This is a genomic window from Gilvimarinus sp. DA14, from assembly GCF_024204685.1.
In the GTDB taxonomy this organism is placed as follows: domain Bacteria; phylum Pseudomonadota; class Gammaproteobacteria; order Pseudomonadales; family Cellvibrionaceae; genus Gilvimarinus.
On record NZ_CP100350.1, the window covers coordinates 837199 to 856607 of the forward strand.

Consider the following 19409-nt stretch of genomic DNA (forward strand, 5'->3'; position numbering starts at 1 on the left):
AATCCGGCGGCGCTATTATCCCGCAGCCAGATGCATTTGTCTTGCAAATGCGGCCCTTCTCTCATTCACATAGCGAAGACAGAGGATAGACATGCAATTTTACGCCAAATCCCAAGATGCACTCGCGCTCAAATCCGACGTACTGGTTGTGGGCCTTTTTGAAGGCGGCTCACTGAGTGAAACTGCCGCGGCTGCAGACAAAGCCTGCCAGGGCGAGCTAAGCAAAATCATCGAGCGGGAAAAATTCAAGGCCAATGCCGGCGCCAGCCTACTGCTGCATCACAATCTGGGGCAAAGCGCCACTCGTCTTTTGCTACTCGGCTTGGGCAAACAAAGTTCGGGCAAAATTTCAGCAGAGAGTTTCAGCAGCGCTCTGCAGGCATTAGCCAACAGTATTAAAAGCTACCGCAGCGCTACCTTCGCGCTGAACGGTATTACCGTCGAAGAGCAAAGCCCGCAATGGCAAGCCCAGCAACTGGCGCAAACCCTGCAAACCAGCCTGTGGCGATTTGACCAGCTAAAGAGCCAAAAGCAACCTCGTCCGGCCCTGAGCAAGGTCACCCTGTGTACCGACAAAGCCTCTCTCAGCACAATTAAAAAGGGACTGAGCGAAGGACAGGCGCTCGCCGAGGGCATCAATTATGCGCGCGAGCTTGGCAATCTGCCGGGCAATATCTGCACCCCGACCTATCTCGCGCGCCAAGCAAAATCTCTGTCACGCAACCGTCCCGAGCTGTCGGTAAAAGTTCTCTCAGAAAAGCAGATGAAAGAGATGGGCATGGGCGCTTTTCTATCGGTGTCCGCCGGTAGCGATGAACCCGGGCAGATGATCGTCATGGAATATAAAGGCGCCGCAAAATCCACTGCGCCCTATGCATTGGTGGGCAAAGGCATCACCTTTGATACCGGCGGCATTAGCCTCAAGCCCGGCGCCGGCATGGATGAAATGAAGTTCGATATGTGCGGCGCGGCCAGCGTTTTCGGCACCATGAAAACCCTGCTGCAATTAAAGCCCAAAATCAATGTGGTGGCCGTGGTCGCGGCGGCGGAAAATATGCCGTCCGGCGGCGCCACCAAGCCCGGCGATATTGTCACCACTATGTCTGGGCAGACCGTCGAAATTCTTAACACCGACGCCGAAGGTCGTCTGGTGCTCTGCGACGCTTTGAGCTACGTGCAAAAATACAAACCCAAAACCATTGTCGATATCGCCACATTGACCGGCGCCTGCGTTATTGCCCTGGGCAGCCACGCGCACGGTTTGTATAGTAACGATCAGGCACTGGCCGACTCTCTGCTTGCCGCCGGCGTACGCAGTGGCGATCGCGCCTGGCAAATGCCCCTATGGGACGAGTATCAAAAACAACTGGACAGCAACTTTGCCGATATCGCCAACATTGGCGGTCGCGAAGCGGGCAGTGTTACCGCTGCCTGTTTTCTGTCGCGCTTCACCAAAGAGGCCAAGTGGGCCCACTTGGATATTGCCGGCACAGCCTGGAAATCCGGTAGCGCCAAAGGTGCCACCGGGCGCCCGGTGGCCATGCTTGTGAACTACCTGCTTAACCCGGCATGACCCGCATCGATTTTTACGTGCTAAAAACTGCCAGCAGCGAAGCAGAACGCTGGCAGTTTGCCGCGCGCGTTATTGAAAAGGCGATAAAGCAAAAGCATCAGCTTCTAATCACCCTAGACACAGAAGCCCAGTGCGATGCACTGGAAGAGACTTTATTAGCGCTCAAACCCGAGTCTTTCCTTCCTTTTCGCCGCACGGAGGAGCAGAACTTGCAACAACCCATAGTGATCAGTTGTGGCGAAGACTGCGCACAGCAACACGATTTACTGATCAATCTTAGCCGCACCCTGCCGGCATTTTTCAGTCGCTTCCAGCGGGTAATAGAGGTAGTCGTACAACAACAAGATGTTTTAGAGTATACCCGCGAACACTGGGCGTTTTTAAAAGAGCGCGGCTACCCTATTCACCATCATCCACTATAGGCGCCTCGGGAGCACTGGCAATGGACCGGGAAAAAGAACAAACCAAAACCGAACTGCTGAGCGAGCTCGAATCTATTCAGGGCCTGCTGTTGGACGATATTCCATTGCTGAATGAAGTTATCGATAAAGCCGAAACCGGCACCAGAGTTCAGGTTTCGTCAGCAACAGACGCGCAGCCATACAGCTCTGAGTCTGTGCAGGGCAGCGAAGAACAAAACTATGAGCTGGATCTGGGAACAGCACCAACACTAACCCCACAACAAGATTCACCGGACTACGGCGACCAACCTGCGACAAACCCACGCCCTGAATCGACCCTCGACAACCAACAGCCACTGTTTGCACTAGCACAGAGTTCGGTTGACTCCAGCCGCGAACCTCACACCGCTAGCACAAAAGCCATGGGCGAGAACCCGTTTTTGCCCCAGCATATCCGCGAGCGTTTGAAAGGTAACCGCGCCGCCGAATTCAGTCAGTTATCCGCCAGCCAGGCGATGAGTCAAAATGCCCTGGTAGAAGAGCTGATACAGTCTGTTATGCCACAACTGGAAGCCCAGCTGCGACTGAAACTCTCCAGCATGACCGAAGATCAACTGCAGCATTTGTTGCAAAATAAAACCGATTAATCGCTTGCGCGCTCGCCCCCTGCCCCGGTCTTTTCTACCCGCACGTAAAAGAACAGCAAGGTTGCCAACAACACCAATACCATATTCGCAGCAAAAACACTGTGATAACCAAAAGCCTCGGCCACACTGCTCACCAACGCACTGCTTATTAGCGTCCCCACATGGGTGGTATTAGTATAAAGTGCCGACGCACTGCCGGCTCTGCCGGGCAACATTTGCTGCACTACAGAGACACCCAAGCCTGCCAAAATCCCGATAAACACCGCATTAGCCAACTGCAAAGCAAACAACTGCCAGAGTGCGTCTGCCCAGTAAATGCCAGCGTACAAAATCAAACCTGCGAGTCCGCTGGCGCGCACAATAAACATTGCACTGACCCTGGCGGCCAGTACACCGGACAACAGCATTACCGGCACTTCAAGGCCAGCAGCGGTACCCATAATCCAGCCTACCCAGCCGGTATCCAGTTCCAGATTGCGGGTAAGATGCAAAGGCAAGCTGATCAGGTAAGCGTTGTTAACGCCCCACATTAAAGACAGCGCCAGTAAACACAGCCACAAATTGCGCCCCCCGGGGCCACGGATCAATTGCAGAAAAGATATCGACGCCGGTTTAGTTTTCTGATGATGTTCATCCAGTGCCGGTAACAGTAAAAGCGTTAGTAGAGCTACCACTACAAATAAGACAGCCGCACTCGCATATAAGGTGGTAAAACCAAAATGACTCACCAACAGAAAGCCCGCGGGCGGGCCCGCTACCCAGGCAAAAGCTATTTGCGCCCGCACCAATGCATTGAAAAGCGCAATACGCTCAGTGGCAATTACCGTTTCGGCATACTCCAGGCTATAGGCCAGCACCTGGGAGAACGACACCATCGCTAAACTGAGTAAACCGATGGCGCAAAGACAGGTCACCCAATAGTCCCGCGAGAGCGCGAACACGGCACAGGCGATTAAGCCGACCACGCAGAGCGCCAGCACCAACAACCGTCTGTCGTGTAAGCGATCAGACCAATCCCCTAACAGTTGATTGTAAAAAATACTGCCAAGCGCGATACCCGCGTAGGGAATCCCCACCCAGAACGGACTGACGTCGATTTCGTCGGCAAAGAAGATACTTAGCGTAGGCAACAAGAGCGCGCCTATGACCCCGGTTGCGAAAGATAAAAAATAAATCCCCAACGCTCTGGGGCGCCACAGTGAATTCACACTGCCTCCACTCTAATACTCATCATGTAACCGATTACCGGCCCTATAAGAAAAAAGCCCCGCCTATGTAGGCGGGGCTTTTGGCATTACATAACCTAAGACTAATTACAGCAGCAGACGACGTACGTCTGCAATTACTGCAGTCAGGTAAGTAAAGAAGCGCCCTGCATCAGCACCGTTAATAGCACGGTGATCATAAGACAGAGACAGAGGCAGCATATTGCGTGGCTCGAACTCTTTACCATTCCATACAGGCTTCATTTGCGCGCGTGAGACACCCAAAATAGCCACTTCAGGCGCATTCACGATGGGTGTAAAGCCGTTACCGCCCATGGCGCCCAGGCTTGAGATCGTAAAGCAACCGCCCTGCATATCGGCGGCGGTCAATTTACCATCGCGTGCCTTTTTAACCATAGCGCTGAAGTCGTCGGCCAACTCCCACAAACCTTTTTTGTCCACATCGCGAATCACCGGTACAACCAAGCCGTTAGGCGTATCTACCGCAACGCCGATGTGCACGTATTTCTTCTGCACAATGTGCTCGCCATCGTGGTGAATCGAGACATTAAAGCTTGGCTCTGCTACCAGAGCAGCCGCGCAGGCCTTCAGCAAAAACGGCAGCGGCGTTAATTTGCTGCCGCGCTTTTCGGCTTCGGCTTTAAGTCCTTTGCGGAAGGCTTCCAACTCGGTGATGTCGGCATCATCAAACTGGGTAACATGAGGAATGTTCAACCAGTTACGCACCATGTTATCCGCGGTGAGCTTTTTGATTTTGCTCATTTTCACGGTTTCAATCTCGCCGAACTTGGCAAAATCAACCGCCGGAATTGGTGGAATACCACTGCCGCCAGTAGCCGTACCTTTACCTTCCTGAGTAGCAGTGACGATGTTTTTCACATAGCCGCGCACGTCGTCTTTGGTAATGCGCCCGCGCGGGCCAGAGGCCTTCACCTTAGCCAAGTCGGCGCCCAACTGACGCGCCAGTTTGCGCACCGCAGGGCCTGCGTAAACGCCGGCATTGCTGCTGGCCACTTCGACGTTATCGGCCGTCACCGGAGAACCCGCAGAGGTGGTTGCCGCTGAAGGAGTTTCAGCTTTGGGGGCAGCCGACTCTGGCTCAACTTTTGCTGCTGGCGCAGGCGCAGCTGCGGCTTCGCCTTCAAGCTGACAAATCAGATCACCCTGAGAGACTTTATCGCCCTCTTTCAGTGCCAGCTTGACAATTTTACCGGCCGCCGGAGCGGGGATTTCCATGGAGGCCTTGTCGGTTTCCAGTACGATCAGGGTGTCGCCCTCATCCACTTCGTCGCCTTCAGCTACCGAAATTTCAATAACATCAACACCTTCGGCGCCGCCAATATCAGGCACAGGAACGTCCTGCACACCGCTAGCGGCAGCAGGCTCTGACGCCTTCGCTGCAGAGCTGGACGGTTGCGCTGCGGGCTCTTCTGCCGGGGCCTCGCCACCGGCTGCAGAACTCATAACACCCAAGGTATCGCCCTGGGAGACTTTATCGCCCTCTTTCAAGGCTATGCTGACAATCTTGCCATCGGCGGGAGCCGGAACTTCCAAAGAGGCTTTGTCGGTTTCCAGCACCACCAATGAATCGCCTTCGGAGACGTCGTCGCCTGCAGCAACACACACTTCGATGACATCGACATTCTCGGAGCCGCCCAAATCAGGGATGGTAATGGTTTGTTCCGCACCACCACTGGATTTTGCCGGCGCAGGCGCTTCGCTTTGTGCTTTCGGCTCTTCTTTAGCCGCTTCAGGCTCAGCAGCGGACTCGCCCGCTGTTTCCACTTCAACGATCACATCGCCTTCAGAAACCTTATCGCCTTCTTTGACTTTGATGGCGGTCACCTTACCGGCCACGGTGCTCGGCACTTCCATAGAAGCTTTATCGGTTTCCAGCACCACCAAAGAATCTTCAAGCTCAACGGTATCGCCTACGGCCACCGAAATTTCAATGACGTCTACGTTTTCCGAGCCACCAATATCGGGGACTTTTACTGATTCAATTGCCACTGTAACTCCTCGCTACTTTTTGCTATCCGCCCGGGCTTTTGGCTCGGGCGTAGTGTTATCCATTGATCTCGCAGCCGCCAGCGCGGCTACTGGTCGCGGTAGCGACTATACGGTCAACGGATCGGCTTTATCCTGGTCGATACCAAATTGCTTGATGGCTTTGGCGACCACGTCTGCTTTGATTTTGCCTTCATCGGCCAGCGACTTAAGCGCGGCGATAACCACAAACTCACGGCTCACTTCAAAGAAGTGACGCAGTTTCTGACGCGAATCGCTGCGGCCAAAACCGTCGGTACCCAGCACGGTGTATTTACCGGGGATGTACGGACGCAATTGCTCGCCGTAGTTTTTCATGTAGTCGGTGGCAATCACAAACGGACCGTCTTTGCCTTCCAACTGCTCAGTCACATACGCTTTGCGCGGTGTTTCGGTTGGGTGCAGCAGGTTCCAGCGATCTACCGCCTGACCTTCACGGGTCAGTTCGTTAACGCTGGTCACACTCCACACGTCAGCTTCCACGCTAAAGTCTTTGCGCAGAATTTCCGCCGCCGCGCGAACTTCATTAAGAATGGTGCCAGAGCCCATCAACTGTACGCGGTTTTTCTTCTTGCTGGTGCCTTTCTCCAGCTGATAAATACCTTTGATGATGCCCTCTTCGGCGCCTTCAGGCATATCAGGATGAACGTAGTTTTCGTTCATCAAGGTGATGTAGTAGTAGCAGTTTTCTTTGTCCTGATACATACGCTTCAGGCCATCTTGCACAATCACCGCCACTTCGTAAGAGAAGGTCGGATCATAGGTGTGGCAGTTAGGAATGGTGTTGGCCAAAATCAGGCTGTGGCCATCCTGGTGCTGCAAACCTTCACCGTTCAGAGTGGTGCGACCGGCGGTACCACCTAACAGGAAGCCGCGCGCCTGAGCATCACCCGCCAGCCAGGCCAAATCACCAATACGCTGGAAGCCGAACATTGAATAGTAGATATAAAACGGCAGCAAGGGCTTCTCGTGGTTGCTGTAAGAAGTTGCCGCAGCAACCCAGGCCGCCATAGAACCTGCTTCGTTAATACCTTCTTCGAGGATCTGACCTTTCTCGTCCTCTTTGTAGTACATGATTTGACCGGCATCCTGCGGCGTGTACTTCTGGCCAAAGCGCGAGTAAATACCCACCTGGCGGAACATGCCTTCCATACCAAAGGTGCGAGCTTCGTCCGGCACGATAGGCACTACCTGCTGACCAATTTTCTTGTCTTTGATCAAGGTAGTCAGCACGCGCACGAACGCCATGGTGGTGGAAATTTCACGCTCGCCCGTCGATTTAAGCTGCGCTTTGAACGCTTCCAGGGTTGGAATTTCCAATGCTTCAAAGTCTGCCTTACGCGCAGGTAAATAACCATTAAGCTGCTTGCGACGCTCCTGCAGGTAGCGCATTTCGGCGCTGTCTTCAGGCGGACGGTAGTACGGAATTTTCTCCAGGTCTTTGTCTTCAATCGGAATATCAAAACGATCGCGGAACGACTTCAAGGCCTCGATATCGAGCTTCTTAACCTGGTGAGCGTTGTTCACCGCTTCACCGGTGGGGCCCATACCATAGCCTTTTACGGTTTGGGCCAAGATAACAGTTGGCTGGCCTTTGGTGTTAACCGCATTGTGGTAAGCGTTGTACACCTTGTGCGCATCGTGACCGCCGCGCGCCAGACGCAGAATTTCATCGTCCGACATATCTTTAACCAGCTCCAGCAACTCCGGGTATTTACCGAAGAAGTGCTCGCGGGTATAGGCGCCGCCATTGGCCTTATAGTTCTGCATTTCGCCGTCGCAGACTTCGTCCATACGCTTTTGCAGCAGGCCGGTTTTGTCTTTTTCCAGCAGCGCATCCCAGCCGCCGCCCCACAGAACTTTAACCACGTTCCAGCCGGCGCCGCGGAATACACCTTCCAGCTCTTGCACGATTTTGGCGTTGCCACGTACAGGGCCGTCAAGGCGCTGCAGGTTACAGTTGATCACAAAGATCAGGTTTTCCAGTTTTTCGCGACCGGCCAGTGCAATCGCGCCCAGGCTTTCTGGCTCATCACACTCACCGTCACCCAAGAATGCCCAGACCTTGCGGTCAGCCATATCAGACAGACCGCGCTGGTGCATGTACTGCATCACATGGGCCTGGTAAATAGCGCCAATTGGGCCAAGCCCCATAGATACGGTGGGGAACTGCCAGTAATCGGGCATCAACCAGGGGTGCGGATAAGACGAAAGACCTTTGCCGTCGACTTCGCGGCGGAAGTTATCGAGCTGATCTTCGCTCAGGCGACCTTCAACAAATGAGCGAGCGTACATACCGGGCGAGCTGTGGCCCTGGAAGTAAACCAGATCGCCGGGGCCGTTTTCGTTGCCGCGGAAGAAATGGTTAAAGCCCACTTCGTACAATGTGGCGGCCGAGGAGAATGATGCAATGTGACCACCGAGCTCATCGGCACTCTTGTTGGCACGCACCACCATCGCAATCGCGTTCCAGCGAATAATCGAGCGGATTTTCTGCTCGATAAAATGATCGCCGGGGCTTTGAACTTCTTTGGAGGGGGGGATGGTGTTGCGGTAGGGAGTGGTGATGGCTGAAGGCTGATCAATACCATGATCGGCAGCGGATTCTGACAGGCTCTTCAGAAGAAATGCAGCACGCTCTTTACCGACGTGGCGAACAACAGAATCGAGGGCGTCACGCCACTCTCGGGTTTCCAGAGCATCTTGATCTTCTATCATTTAATTCTCCTCAGTCATGCGCCTTTTGAGCACATATAGACAATGCGTTAGCACCAACGCGGACCTAGCCTGGCAGGATAAATACCAGTGGCCTCGCCCCCATTTAGCACTGACTTTCGCAGGGTTTACCCCCAAGTCGGGGGCCGAAAAATGCGCGAATTTTTACACATTTACAGTGTTTTTACTAGCCCCGGCCCGGGTGCGCCCTGGGTTTGCACGAGCGGCAACAGGTATCGGTATGCATTTTGCTCACAGCGTTCAATTTTCACTCAAACGGCACCAATTCAGGGCAGATTAAATCCTACTCCCTTTAGCTGGTAGAGCCCTCGGTAAGCCTCCATACTGCCGAAAGAGTCTAAATTTATCGGCCTGGGGGCAAACAATTGCTTGATATAACGCTCCACGGATGAGGAGTTAAGCGCCGCCACCGCTGTGCGTTCATCGCCGCGATAGCCTTTGCGCAACTCCTGCCAGAGTGAGTTCGAGAGCTCAAATTCGCTATGGCCCTGCCCCTGGTGCCGCCAACGGCGTTTGATAACCGCCAGCTTTGAGCCAATGTCCGGCTCAGCCAGACGCAGGCTAACAGCCTGCAACAGCGCCTCCACCGGCACCTCGGCAGAGGCAGCCAGGCGCAGACCCGGGCGTCCCGCCAGAGGGGCCGTGTGAGCGCGCACAGCAATTGGCGGGCTCAGTTGCTCACCAGCTTCATTAACTTGAGAGACCAGCTCACCGTCAATCAATTGCGCCAAAGCGCTGGTAAATACCCGGTCGCGCTCTTGATTGCCAGGCGCCTGCAGATAAACCTGCAGCTCTGTATCCCTCACGGTGGCAATAAGAGCGCCCTGCTCGGCCGTCAGCAGCTGAGCCGCCTCGGCACCCGGAGCATCCTTGGGCAGAAAGTAATACTCGGCAAGTGCTGTAAGGCGCTGCGCCTCCTGGCGATAAATATCGCCAGTAAAGAGCGACTCCAGCCGCAAGGCCTGAGGAATACGGCGCACAGCATCTTCGCGCTGCCCGGCCAAGGCCTCAAGCAGATCGCTACGCGGCCAGGATGGCAAATAGTGCCATTGAGCTATCTGATCGAAATAGATCGGGTGCAGCATTTCGCTACCGCCTTTACTCAGGCTCGCAACCAATGCATCGCGGGCCTGCTGCCAGCGCTCCAGCAACGGCCAGGGATCAGTGTACACCTGCCCCATCCTATTCAACATTAAACCTAACTGGGTGTTGTAACCGGCCAGCTGGATATCCAGCCCCAGAGGGTGCGCGAGCAGTCGGTAATCGGCACCGGCGACCTGCGCGTCGTATAAAGCCTCATCCAGCGCATCGCGGTACAAGCGCGACCAGATTAACCCCCGCGCCGCCGCCTCGGCATCCGCGCTCGGCCTGTTGAAGATCAGACGCAAATGCACGCTGGCGGTAGGCGTATTGGTATTCGCCGGACGAAAGTACCACGCCTGCAATGTCGGCTTTTGCGCCAAGACATCAACTCCGTCAGTTCTGGCGCCACCCAGCAGGGAGGTTTCTTTCATGCTCAGGCGCTTGGGTACAAAATTGTTGCTTTCGGGAAAGGCGAGCTTGCGCTTAACCGACAGTTTAATATCGGGGTAGGTCTCACCAGCGTCGCTTGCGGTAAAACGGGTACGGGTGACTACGGTTTGACGGCCACCCGTCAATCTCTCTACAGGATGCAGCAGCAACGCATTATCACTGCGCAAAGCGTCGACAAAAGCGCGGTTGAGCTTTTCATCGTAAGCCCCATACTGGTAGGGGGCAAAAAGAACATTTTCCGCGTCTACGTGATGCAGGCGGCGGGCTAACAATAGGGGCGAGCGCGCTTGCTCCCAGTCGTGATAGCGAAACTCATACTCAGCCGACTGCGCCAGCTCGTCAAAACGCCAGGCTTTAAGCCCCTTCTGGCGAATCTGATCCAGCTGATAGAACACCAGTGCGGCAATTTGATCGCGAGCCTTGCTGCCCAGCTCGGTCAGACGCACGGTTACCGTGTAAACGCCCTGATTCTCGGTCAGCTCACTAAACCCGGTATCGATGCTATCAGCCCAGCCCAAGGAGCGCAGCAGCGCCACCAAGCTACCCTCACCGCGATGCTGCAACAGGTAAGAAACCAGTTTATAAGGTTTGGTCGTGCCGCGAAAAGACTCCAACTGCACCGGAAAGTGCAGCTGCAATTGAGGCTCGGCATCCAGCTCCGCCTGTACCGAAAGGGGCAAATCTTCGCTATCGACCCTGGCCTCAATATCAACCTCAGTGGCTTGCGGCGCAGGCGGTAACTGACCCACGCCTTGCCGTAGCGCACTCTCCAGGCTGTCGAGTGGTGCCGAGGTGCGCACCACGAGGCTCGCCCGCGCAGGCCGGTAATAGCGCTGGGTAAAGCTCTGTAGGTCCTCAGCGATATGTTCTAGCTGTACCAGGCTTGCTGAAGGCGTGACCAGCACGCCAGGACTCTGCGGTTTGCGCAACAACAGGGTGTTAAGGATATCGCTGCGCCTGTCATCGGCGCTGATCGCCTTAGCCGCGCGCATTTCATCGGCCAGATTTTGCTGCGCACGCGCAATGTCAGCCTGTGCCGGTGCGTAACCCGACAGAATGGCTGCGACATCAGCAACTGGCGCATTTCCTGAGCGATGGAACACAAAATGCGTGTAGAGATTATCGGTTTGCGCCTCCCAGTCGCGTCTCGCACTGGCGCTAGTCACGCTAAGAGCGGCAAGACGGGCAAGATCGGGAACCTGAACAGGATCGTGCAGACTACCGGCATTGATACTGAGCACCCAGGTGGGCGCCCCTGTGTCTCGAATCAGCAGTACCTGCAAGCCATTGGCAAATCGCAGCGCTCGGTACTCGCGCGGGTCATACTCACTGTGGCGCACAGCTACGGCAATATCGTCCTGTGAACTGGCGGTTTCAACTTGTGCCTGAACGGGCCCCACGCTTACCAACGCGCAAGTGAACAAGACCCACAACCACTGCCGGACCACCACTGGGGTCAAACCTCTTCTCCGGCGTGTGGGTGTTGCGCTTCTTGTACCCCGATGGGCCAGGCGTACAGAATCGCTTTAACCAGGGTGGCCAAAGGAATGGCAAAAAATACCCCCCAAAACCCCCACAGGCCACCGAATACCAGCACCGCCATAATAATCGCCACCGGGTGCAGATTCACCGCCTCGGAAAACAACAGCGGTACCAGTACGTTGCCATCCAGCGCCTGAATAATGCCGTAGGCGAGCATCAGGTAAAAGAACTCCGAACTCCAACCCCACTGAAAAAAACCAATCATCGCCACCGGCAAGGTGACCACCGCAGCGCCTATGTAGGGAATGACCACCGATAAGCCCACGGCGATTGCCAGCAGTGCGGCATAGTTAACCCCGAGCAGAGTGAACACCAAGTAAGAAACGGCGCCGACAATTAAAATTTCGATCGCCTTGCCGCGCACATAATTGGCAATTTGCTGGTTCATTTCCTGCCAGATCTTGCTCATAACCGGCCGCTTGTGGGGCAAAAAGCTCCCCACCCAGTTGACGATCAGCGAGCTGTCTTTAAGGAAAAAGAACACTAAAATGGGCACCAGAACAAAATACACCAGCATGGTCACCAGCACCGGCAAACTGCTTACCGAAAAGCTCAATACGCTTTGACCAAAACGCCCAAGCTCGGCGGCCGTCACTGAGATCAGCTCCTCGACCTGAGACTCGCTGATCAAGTTGGGATAGTTTTGCGGCAGCAATAACAATAACTCTTGCCACTCGCCCAGCATACGCGGCAGCTCGGCAACAAAACGCGCCGACTGATGCCAGATAACGGGCAGCAGCACCAGCACAATGGAGGCCAGTATAGCGATCAGTAAGATAGAGGTAAGGGTAACCGCAAGCCAGTGTGGCGCCCCCCAGCTGCGCAATCGTACCACCACGCCCTGCATTAAAAAGGCGATAATCACACTGGCAATCATGGGCGCCAGCACCGTACCCAGGGTAAGCAGAATAATTAAACTGGTGGCAATCAATACCACCAACAGCACCGCCTCTTCGTCGGAAAAGTAGCGGTCAATCCAGCCGCGAAAAACCTTTAGCATACTCTTCCCTTACGGCCTGGGGCCGGCTTCGCCTTTGCGTACAACATGATAGTAAACCCCCTGCTCCTGCCACTGCTGTAACAGCTCGTGAGCGGTTAAATCCACATAGGCGCGAAAATCTCTCACAGAGCCCTGGTCGGTCGCCAACACCTGCAACACGGCGCCGACAGGCATCTTATGTAACGCCTGTTTCGCGCGCAGCAGGGGCATGGGGCAGGATAGATCGCGGGCATCCAGAATTTCATCCACGCGAGCGGAACTGCTGCTGGTAATCTCGGTCATAGGCTCGACTTACAGTAACGATTAAAACGGCTAACCACATAGAGACGCCCGCAACACCTCTCGGCCCTGCGGGACGAGACATGCTATTGAACAATCCGCCCGTGCACAAGTACATAATCCCGCCTGACTAGTGGTAACATGCGCTCAGCCCGCCCGGCGGTATCGGCGATGCAGCGGGCGTACAACGGAGTTTAGAGCCCAAGTGAAACGCAAAATTACCTGTGCACTGCTGTCACTCACTCTCGCACTGCCCATAGCCCCGGCAAGTGGCAACGATTTGAATCTGCCGGATTTCGGCGACACCTCATCGGGTATTGTGTCCTTCCAAGAAGAGCAGCGCCTGGGCGAGCTGTTTATGCGCAGCTACCGCAGCCAGATACCCACGTCATCCGATCCATTGCTGATTCGCTACCTCGAAACCCTGATTGGCCAGCTCGCCCAGCACAGCGAACTGCGCAACCGCAACTTTCACTTAATCGTGGCCGAAAACCCCACCATGAACGCTTTTGCCGCACCGGGCAATATTATCGGCGTGCATACGGGTCTGTTTCTCTATTCACAGAACGAGGCGCAGCTGGCCTCGGTACTCACCCACGAACTGGCCCACTTAAGCCAGCGCCACTACGCGCGCCGTTTGGAGCAGCAGCGCAATATGACCCTGCCCTTTTACACCGCCTTGCTGGCCAGCTTGGTGTTGGCCGCCAGCGGCAGTGGCGATGGCGGTATGGCGGCGATGGCCGCCACCCAGGCAGCGGCGGCCGATGCCCAGCTGCGCTTTAGCCGCCAGAATGAGCAGGAAGCGGACCGCTTAGGTATTGAGACACTGATACAGGCGGGCTATGACCCCTATGCCGCGGCCGATATGTTTGAACAGATGCTGCGTGCATCACGCTACTCGCGCCGCCCGCCCGACTTTTTGCTAACCCACCCGGTTACCGAAAGCCGGGTGGCCGATGCCCGCGCCCGCGCCATGCGCTACCCACGCACCTTAAAAGAGGACAGCCTGGAGTTTCATTTAATGCGCGCCCGTGTTCGCGTGCTGCAAGCCGAAAGCCCGCAGCGCGCGGTGCAGCAATTTACCGGTGAGCTGGAAGGCGACAGTTTATCGGACGACGCCAGCCGCTACGGCCTGGCGCTCGCTTACTCACGCGCGGGCAACGCCAGCAAAGCGCGCGAAGCCTTTGCCCCACTGTGGCAGAAGGACTCGTCGCGCCTGACTTATCAAGTAATGGATATTGATATTGATATTGCCGCCAAGCAATACGATAAAGCCCTGGAAAAACTGCAGACGGGTTTGCGCAAACTACCCAACTACTACCCGTTTATCGTGCGCTACGCCGAGGCCTTGATGGACTCGGGCCGCTACCAGAGCTGCGCCGATTATCTATCGCAAGTGGTGCGCGATCGCGATGACGACCCCTACCTTTGGTATTTACTGGCGGAGGTGGAAGGCCTTGCCGGCGATGTATTGGGCGTGCACGAGGCGCGGGCCGAGTACTTTATTCAGATAGGCATTTACGATAAAGCGATTATTCAGCTGCGCAACGCCCTGAAACTGACCAACGATAACTACAAAACCGCACTGCTAACCGAAAGGCTGCGCTACGTCGAGAAACTAAGGTCCGAGCTGAATTATTAAGGCATTAGGAAAGTATCTGACAGCCAGGCTTTAGTAATGCGGCGGGACCTCACTCGCCGCAGTCGCTGTACTCTGCTGTGCATCGTAAGCCATGTCGTCCAGCTTTTTAGCCAGACGCGTCAGCGCATCGGTAAGCGCTTCTATCTGGCGATCCTGGCGTGCGACAATCGCGTTTAATTCGCTCAAGGTGTCCTCCTGAAACGCTAAACGGCTCTGTAAATCTTCAATTTCTGTGCTCATTTGGCTTTATACCTCTATGCGATCAATTGCGGCGATAAGTCGCTGCGCCCTGGCGTCAATCAGCAGGCTTTGGCCGAGCCTTGCGGTGACATAACCAAAACCAATACCCCTGTGCGGGTCGGCGTAGCCCAGGCTGCCGCCCGCCCCCGGGTGCCCAAAACCCTGCATACTGCCGTAACGGCAATCGTCCACATCCCGCGACAGCATCACACCCAAGCCAAAGCGCAAGGGAACGCCCAGCACCGCATCCTTGGCGCTGCTGGACTCGGCGCCAAGCTCGCCCAGGGTGTCTTGTCCCAGCCAGTCACTGCGGTGTAGCAGCGCATCGTAAAAACGCGCCAGAGATTTTGCATCCGTATGGCAGTTGGCCGCCGGAATACAGGCGCTGCGCCAAGCCTCAGTGTTGGTGCTGTTCATCAAGGTCATCGGGTTGGTAAACGCGCGATTGGTGACACCGCGTGGGTCCGCCTTCATCAGCTGCCCCAGGGCAGCGCTGTTAGCCCCCTCGCTGGCCGAGCCCAAACTGCCCAATGGCTTTTTCAGTGGCGCGACATCGGCAAGCGCACCTTGGCGCTCGGCGGGCACACCGCAAAAGGCGTTTAGGCCCAGCGGCTCGACAACTTCAGCCTGAAACACCTCGGCGTAGCTAGCCGCGCCTACTGCCCTGCCAGCGCCCACAGCTTTACAAGCAAGAGTCGCAAGAATCCAGCCATATAAAAACGGCGAGTAGCCCTGCTTTGTGCCCGGCTCCCACCAGGGCGTCTCATAGGCCAGCAACCCTTCGATGCCGGGGAAATCGTAAATCACCGGGTCTTTCACCCGCGGATGAAAAGCGCTCAACCCGCTGGTGTGATTCAGTATCTGACGCAGGGTAATGGCTTCTTTACCGCGGCTGGCAAATTCGGGCCAGTAATCCCCCACAGGCGCGTCAAGGCGTAACAAGCCCCGCTGCACCAGGCGCAGGATCACGGCGGCCACCAAAGGCTTACCCGCCGAAAACACATTGACGCAGGTATCCTCGCACCAGGGCTCGATAGCGCCTCGATCGCGGGTACCGGCACACACACTCAGCAAAGGCTCACCGCGCCGGTAAACCGACAGGGCCGCACCCTGCTCATCAAACTCGGTAAAGTTTTGCCGAAAAGCCTCTACCAGCGCCTCGGCACCCGGTTGCCACCGCCCTCTGATTTCAATATCCGTCACCGGTCACCCCCGGGGCTTGGCTGGGCGGCAAAATAAGCCGCTAGATGCTGCATATCAGTCTCACTTAAATTGACTGCCATGGCGTTCATCATCGGGTTTTGTCGCTGCTGGGATTTAAAAAGCTGGAGCTGCTCGACCATATAGTCTTCATCCAACCCCGCCAGAGACGGGTAAGACGCAACCCGTGACACGCCTTTGGGACCGTGACAACCGATACAAGCGCGGGCTTTCTTTGCCCCCATGGCGACAGGATCGACCGGCCCGGCATCCGCATCAGAAGTCGATGGTTCGCAGCCGGCCAAAGCAAACAAAGCCAGGGCAAGAAACAGCATTCGCACAGTGACAGCTCCTCCGGTTGAAAGTGACGGCATTATACAGATAATGCTCGGGTATACTTGAGAGCCAACTGAACACCGGAGACCCCATGAGTAAAAACTCCCGCCTGGTTTACTCCACCGACCAGGGCCGCATTAAAGAGCAACAACCCGAACCCGAAGCGCCCAGCGGTGACGGCATTGTGCGCATCTGGCGCGAGAGCAAAGGTCGCGGCGGCAAAGTGGTCAGCGCCGTAAAAGGACTGCCCCTGCAAGGCGCTGAATTAAAAGCCCTGGCGAAAAAACTCAAACAGGCCTGCGGCACTGGCGGCGCCGTAAAAGATGGTGTGATTGAAATTCAGGGCGACCACCGCGACACACTAAAAGCGGCGCTGGAAAAGGCGGGCTATCAGGTCAAGCTGGCTGGCGGCTAAACCCTAGCCACAACAAACCAATGGCGCGCTTTTTGCTCTACAGGCCTTAATGCATACTAACGCCATTATTCTGACAGCTTGATTCGAGGCCTTCATGGAAACCAGCTTGGTCTACTCATTTTTCGACACTGCCCTAAAAGTAGGCCTTGGCGCCGTTGTCGCCGTTGCCACCCAGTGGTGGTGGAGCCGGCGCAACCAAAATCCGGGGCCGCGCTCGCTGCGCGAACAAAAACGCCTGGATGTCCTGGAAGAAACCTCGAATTTCGTCGGCAAGGTCACCCACTGCTTCAGCAAATACGCCTCGCTCGCCACCGAATCGGTAGAGTTCGGCGAACGCTGGCCCGCCGAGCGCAAAATGGAGCTGGCGCAAGTAAGCGAAGAGCTGGTAGCCAGCTTTCAAAAAATGGCCGACGCCGAAGCCAAACTTTTAATGCTGGGTGAAAAAAACCTGGAGCGCAGTTTAAAGATTTACGCCGGACAAATCGTCGCCTTCCGCCGCCAGGTATACGCCGGGCGTAAAGACATCACCAGCGAACAGGCCACCGCCCTGCGTCAGGGAGTGCTGCAAGCGCGGGAGAGTTTTTACGATATGTTGAGCCGGAAGTACGACAAGGTTTTGTCGGGAACAGGTTAGTTTTTTTCGCCTTTGGCGTATTCGCTTTAAAAGGTTAAAACTTACGTTTTGTTTTTTGTTTGCCCGTGTCGCCGGGCGTGCGAGTTACTTTTTAGGGGCAAAAAGTAACCAAAAACCCTTCCCCGGAGATCCCGCCCTACGGGTTCCCTCACTCCAGCCTGTTTTTGCGGGCCGCATCGACAGGCCGTCCCTGGCCTGACGATGCTTGCGCAAACGTCCTGTTTGCTTACCCCCAAAAAGCAGGCTTCCGTTCGGCGGGCTCTACGGGGCTAAGAACGGCACTTCGCAACCACGGCCTTCAACGATTGACGATTATTGGGTCAAAGACGCAATTGCTTGTATATATAATTCACCCTCGATACCTTGGACTCTAGACTTCAGGCTTTCTATGGTGTCTCCACGCAGGACTGGTACACTTTTCTGAAAAACAATTGGACCTTCATCATATTCCTCATTGATGATCTGTACCGTAGCTCCTGACACCTCATCCCCGGACTCCAGTACCGACCTATGAACTCTGTCACCATACAGTCCTTTGCCTCCATGCTTAGGTAATAATGAAGGATGGATGTTAAGAATTTTTCCATTAAAGCGGTTCAATGTTGCTGAGCCAATTTTTTTCATGTAACCGGAAAGAACTACAATGTCAGTTTTGGCTTCTTCTAACGCGAACTTTATTGCTAAGTCTTTCAAAAGCTCGTCGGGATGAGTATTCCCGCTAATGTGAGCAACTGGAATGTTATTCTCTATGCACCACTCATATATTTCTGAATTTTTATTGTTGGTAATAATCACGCCAATTCGAGCATTCAACACTCCAGCTTCAGTAGCTTCGATAATTTTCTTCGCCGAACTTCCCCCGTGCGAAGCTAAAAAGCTAACAACCTTCATACTGAGCCCTCTTAAATTGATTTCCCCCGCCAAAAGTGGGCACTGTTTTAAATGAAAATAAGCGTATATTGATCTGCATAGGATCTTGATCTCGAAATAGATCTGACACCTTTTACTTATCAGGGTTTCGCCCTCACGGGCGAGTGACTTTTTAGCGGTAAAAAGTCACCAAAAACCGCCCCCCGAAGATCCAGCCCTACGGGTACCCTCGCTCCGGCTAATTTGGGCGGTCGGAAAAAACCGCGGTCCACGCGTTTTTCCTCAATCGCGCGTCCATGCACGATTGACCACCCAAATTAACCTACACTCGGCTGGATCTATGGGGATTTAAGCTCGGCACTTCGTAGCCTTAGCTTTCAGCGATTAACACTTAAATAAATCCACCACCAATAAATAAATCTGTCACCCTTTCTCAACATCTGGCCCTGCCGCCCCCCTCTCTCCGGCCTATTTTAGAGGGCCGCATAGACTCGCCATCCATGGCGAGACCATGCTTGCGTGAGCGTCCTGCTCACTTACCCTCTAAAATAGGCCTCCGTTCGGCTCAGATGTAATCGGGCAAAACCCAGCTCATACAACGTTCATTGCAAAAAAGTAAATTTGTCACCTATTTCTGAAATCATAGTTATTATTTTACTATGACAATCACAGCCACAATGATAATGACCCAAGCGAGCATGCCGACGAATAACGCAGTAAAACCGTCAGGGTCTACTTTCTTAAATGGGCGACAAAGAAGATAACCCAACCCTTTGATTAACACCTCTACAACAACATCAAGAAGAAGCCACCCGAAAAATCTGAAAATAGCGCCTATCAAACCTGATCCAATTTCATCTATTGGCATTTTACATTCTTCTTGTATTGGCTCCGGACTTGAAATCACGTAACACAGTGAGCTAAGCTGACCTTCTAGTAGTTAAAAATCAAAGAATTCAAAAAACAAGGTCACAGCTATTCGCAATGAGCAACCCTTTCACGCTTATAGCGAGCATAATCCAGATTGGACGCCTGCCCCCGAAGGTTTCCTCTGCTGGATCTAAGAAGATTTAAGCTCGGCACTTCGTA

Annotated in this window: 17 protein-coding genes; 6 read left to right on the forward strand and 11 right to left on the reverse strand. The window is 54.6% G+C overall.

Annotated elements, in window-relative coordinates; translation table 11 throughout:
• Window positions 1-91: 91 nt before the first annotated feature.
• Genes NHM04_RS03555 through NHM04_RS03565 form a run of 3 tightly spaced genes read left to right on the forward strand, consistent with a single transcriptional unit; the run spans window position 92 to window position 2621 of the window.
• Window positions 92-1573, forward strand: coding sequence for a leucyl aminopeptidase (locus tag NHM04_RS03555; protein ID WP_254265677.1), 1482 nt, complete (start codon window positions 92-94; stop codon window positions 1571-1573).
• Window positions 1570-1995 (forward strand): DNA polymerase III subunit chi, encoded by a 426-nt coding sequence (locus NHM04_RS03560; protein ID WP_254265678.1) that lies wholly within the window; start codon window positions 1570-1572, stop codon window positions 1993-1995. Before NHM04_RS03555 ends, NHM04_RS03560 begins: the two co-directional genes overlap by 4 nt.
• A 20-nt stretch (window positions 1996-2015) precedes the next feature.
• On the forward strand, window positions 2016-2621 hold the full coding sequence (locus tag NHM04_RS03565) for a hypothetical protein (RefSeq protein WP_254265679.1): 606 nt from the start codon (window positions 2016-2018) through the stop codon (window positions 2619-2621).
• Here the strand turns inward: NHM04_RS03565 and NHM04_RS03570 are convergent.
• The 6 genes from NHM04_RS03570 to NHM04_RS03595 all read right to left on the reverse strand — a co-directional run bounded on the left by NHM04_RS03570 (window position 2618) and on the right by NHM04_RS03595 (window position 12986).
• Window positions 2618-3829, reverse strand: a complete 1212-nt coding sequence (locus tag NHM04_RS03570; protein WP_254265680.1) for a sugar efflux transporter — start codon at window positions 3827-3829, stop codon at window positions 2618-2620. The two genes, NHM04_RS03565 and NHM04_RS03570, sit on opposite strands and share 4 nt — an antisense overlap.
• Before the next feature lie 105 nt (window positions 3830-3934).
• Window positions 3935-5857, reverse strand: a complete 1923-nt coding sequence (gene aceF / locus NHM04_RS03575; RefSeq protein WP_254265681.1) for a dihydrolipoyllysine-residue acetyltransferase — start codon at window positions 5855-5857, stop codon at window positions 3935-3937.
• A gap of 105 nt (window positions 5858-5962) precedes the next feature.
• Entirely contained in the window at window positions 5963-8611 is a 2649-nt protein-coding gene (gene aceE / locus NHM04_RS03580; RefSeq protein WP_254265682.1) for a pyruvate dehydrogenase (acetyl-transferring), homodimeric type, read from the reverse strand.
• Window positions 8612-8895: 284 nt separating this feature from the next.
• Complete coding sequence (locus NHM04_RS03585) at window positions 8896-11613, reverse strand: insulinase family protein (protein ID WP_254266589.1); 2718 nt, start codon at window positions 11611-11613, stop codon at window positions 8896-8898.
• A gap of 5 nt (window positions 11614-11618) precedes the next feature.
• Window positions 11619-12704 carry an AI-2E family transporter gene (locus NHM04_RS03590; protein ID WP_254265683.1) on the reverse strand — a complete coding sequence of 362 codons (1086 nt, stop codon included), beginning with the start codon at window positions 12702-12704 and terminating at the stop codon, window positions 11619-11621.
• A gap of 9 nt (window positions 12705-12713) precedes the next feature.
• Window positions 12714-12986 carry a sulfurtransferase TusA family protein gene (locus NHM04_RS03595; RefSeq protein ID WP_254265684.1) on the reverse strand — a complete coding sequence of 91 codons (273 nt, stop codon included), beginning with the start codon at window positions 12984-12986 and terminating at the stop codon, window positions 12714-12716.
• 202 nt (window positions 12987-13188) lie between these two features.
• On the opposite strand from NHM04_RS03595, the gene NHM04_RS03600 reads away from it, so the two are divergent.
• On the forward strand, window positions 13189-14625 hold the full coding sequence (locus tag NHM04_RS03600) for a M48 family metalloprotease (RefSeq protein ID WP_254265685.1): 1437 nt from the start codon (window positions 13189-13191) through the stop codon (window positions 14623-14625).
• A gap of 30 nt (window positions 14626-14655) precedes the next feature.
• Here the strand turns inward: NHM04_RS03600 and NHM04_RS03605 are convergent, their stop codons facing one another.
• From NHM04_RS03605 to NHM04_RS03615, 3 genes are read right to left on the reverse strand one after another with little or no spacing between them, the layout of a single operon-like run.
• On the reverse strand, window positions 14656-14865 hold the full coding sequence (locus NHM04_RS03605; protein WP_254265686.1) for a SlyX family protein: 210 nt from the start codon (window positions 14863-14865) through the stop codon (window positions 14656-14658).
• A 6-nt stretch (window positions 14866-14871) separates the two neighbouring features.
• Complete coding sequence (locus tag NHM04_RS03610) at window positions 14872-16068, reverse strand: serine hydrolase domain-containing protein (protein WP_254265687.1); 1197 nt, start codon at window positions 16066-16068, stop codon at window positions 14872-14874.
• Window positions 16065-16400, reverse strand: a complete 336-nt coding sequence (locus NHM04_RS03615; protein ID WP_254266590.1) for a cytochrome c — start codon at window positions 16398-16400, stop codon at window positions 16065-16067. Before NHM04_RS03615 ends, NHM04_RS03610 begins: the two co-directional genes overlap by 4 nt.
• A gap of 92 nt (window positions 16401-16492) precedes the next feature.
• Here NHM04_RS03615 and yciH point away from each other — a divergent pair, with 92 nt between their 5' ends.
• Together yciH and NHM04_RS03625 are read left to right on the forward strand one after the other, a co-directional pair.
• Window positions 16493-16816, forward strand: a complete 324-nt coding sequence (yciH, locus tag NHM04_RS03620; RefSeq protein ID WP_254265688.1) for a stress response translation initiation inhibitor YciH — start codon at window positions 16493-16495, stop codon at window positions 16814-16816.
• Between the two features lie 94 nt (window positions 16817-16910).
• A complete protein-coding gene (locus tag NHM04_RS03625; protein WP_254265689.1) occupies window positions 16911-17450 on the forward strand; it encodes an energy transducer TonB in 540 nt (179 codons plus the stop codon).
• A gap of 312 nt (window positions 17451-17762) precedes the next feature.
• Here the strand turns inward: NHM04_RS03625 and NHM04_RS03630 are convergent, their stop codons facing one another.
• Together NHM04_RS03630 and NHM04_RS03635 are read right to left on the reverse strand one after the other, a co-directional pair.
• Window positions 17763-18341, reverse strand: coding sequence for a phosphoribosylglycinamide formyltransferase (locus NHM04_RS03630; RefSeq protein ID WP_254265690.1), 579 nt, complete (start codon window positions 18339-18341; stop codon window positions 17763-17765).
• A gap of 628 nt (window positions 18342-18969) precedes the next feature.
• The gene (locus tag NHM04_RS03635) at window positions 18970-19188 is read right to left on the reverse strand and encodes a hypothetical protein (protein WP_254265691.1); all 219 of its coding nucleotides are present in this window, start codon (window positions 19186-19188) and stop codon (window positions 18970-18972) included.
• Between the last annotated feature and the right edge of the window lie 221 nt (window positions 19189-19409).

Bases quoted from the DNA above. Each gene is read 5' to 3' on its own strand.
- NHM04_RS03630 (WP_254265690.1), bottom strand. From the start codon at position 18,341: ATGAAGGTTGTTAGCTTTTTAGCTTCGCACGGGGGAAGTTCGGCGAAG.
- NHM04_RS03605 (WP_254265686.1), bottom strand. From the start codon at position 14,865: ATGAGCACAGAAATTGAAGATTTACAGAGCCGTTTAGCGTTTCAGGAG.
- NHM04_RS03615 (WP_254266590.1), bottom strand. From the start codon at position 16,400: ATGCTGTTTCTTGCCCTGGCTTTGTTTGCTTTGGCCGGCTGCGAACCA.
- NHM04_RS03625 (WP_254265689.1), top strand. From the start codon at position 16,911: ATGGAAACCAGCTTGGTCTACTCATTTTTCGACACTGCCCTAAAAGTA.
- NHM04_RS03555 (WP_254265677.1), top strand. From the start codon at position 92: ATGCAATTTTACGCCAAATCCCAAGATGCACTCGCGCTCAAATCCGAC.
- NHM04_RS03590 (WP_254265683.1), bottom strand. From the start codon at position 12,704: ATGCTAAAGGTTTTTCGCGGCTGGATTGACCGCTACTTTTCCGACGAA.
- aceE (WP_254265682.1), bottom strand. From the start codon at position 8,611: ATGATAGAAGATCAAGATGCTCTGGAAACCCGAGAGTGGCGTGACGCC.
- NHM04_RS03635 (WP_254265691.1), bottom strand. From the start codon at position 19,188: ATGCCAATAGATGAAATTGGATCAGGTTTGATAGGCGCTATTTTCAGA.
- NHM04_RS03595 (WP_254265684.1), bottom strand. From the start codon at position 12,986: ATGACCGAGATTACCAGCAGCAGTTCCGCTCGCGTGGATGAAATTCTG.
- yciH (WP_254265688.1), top strand. From the start codon at position 16,493: ATGAGTAAAAACTCCCGCCTGGTTTACTCCACCGACCAGGGCCGCATT.
- NHM04_RS03565 (WP_254265679.1), top strand. From the start codon at position 2,016: ATGGACCGGGAAAAAGAACAAACCAAAACCGAACTGCTGAGCGAGCTC.
- NHM04_RS03560 (WP_254265678.1), top strand. From the start codon at position 1,570: ATGACCCGCATCGATTTTTACGTGCTAAAAACTGCCAGCAGCGAAGCA.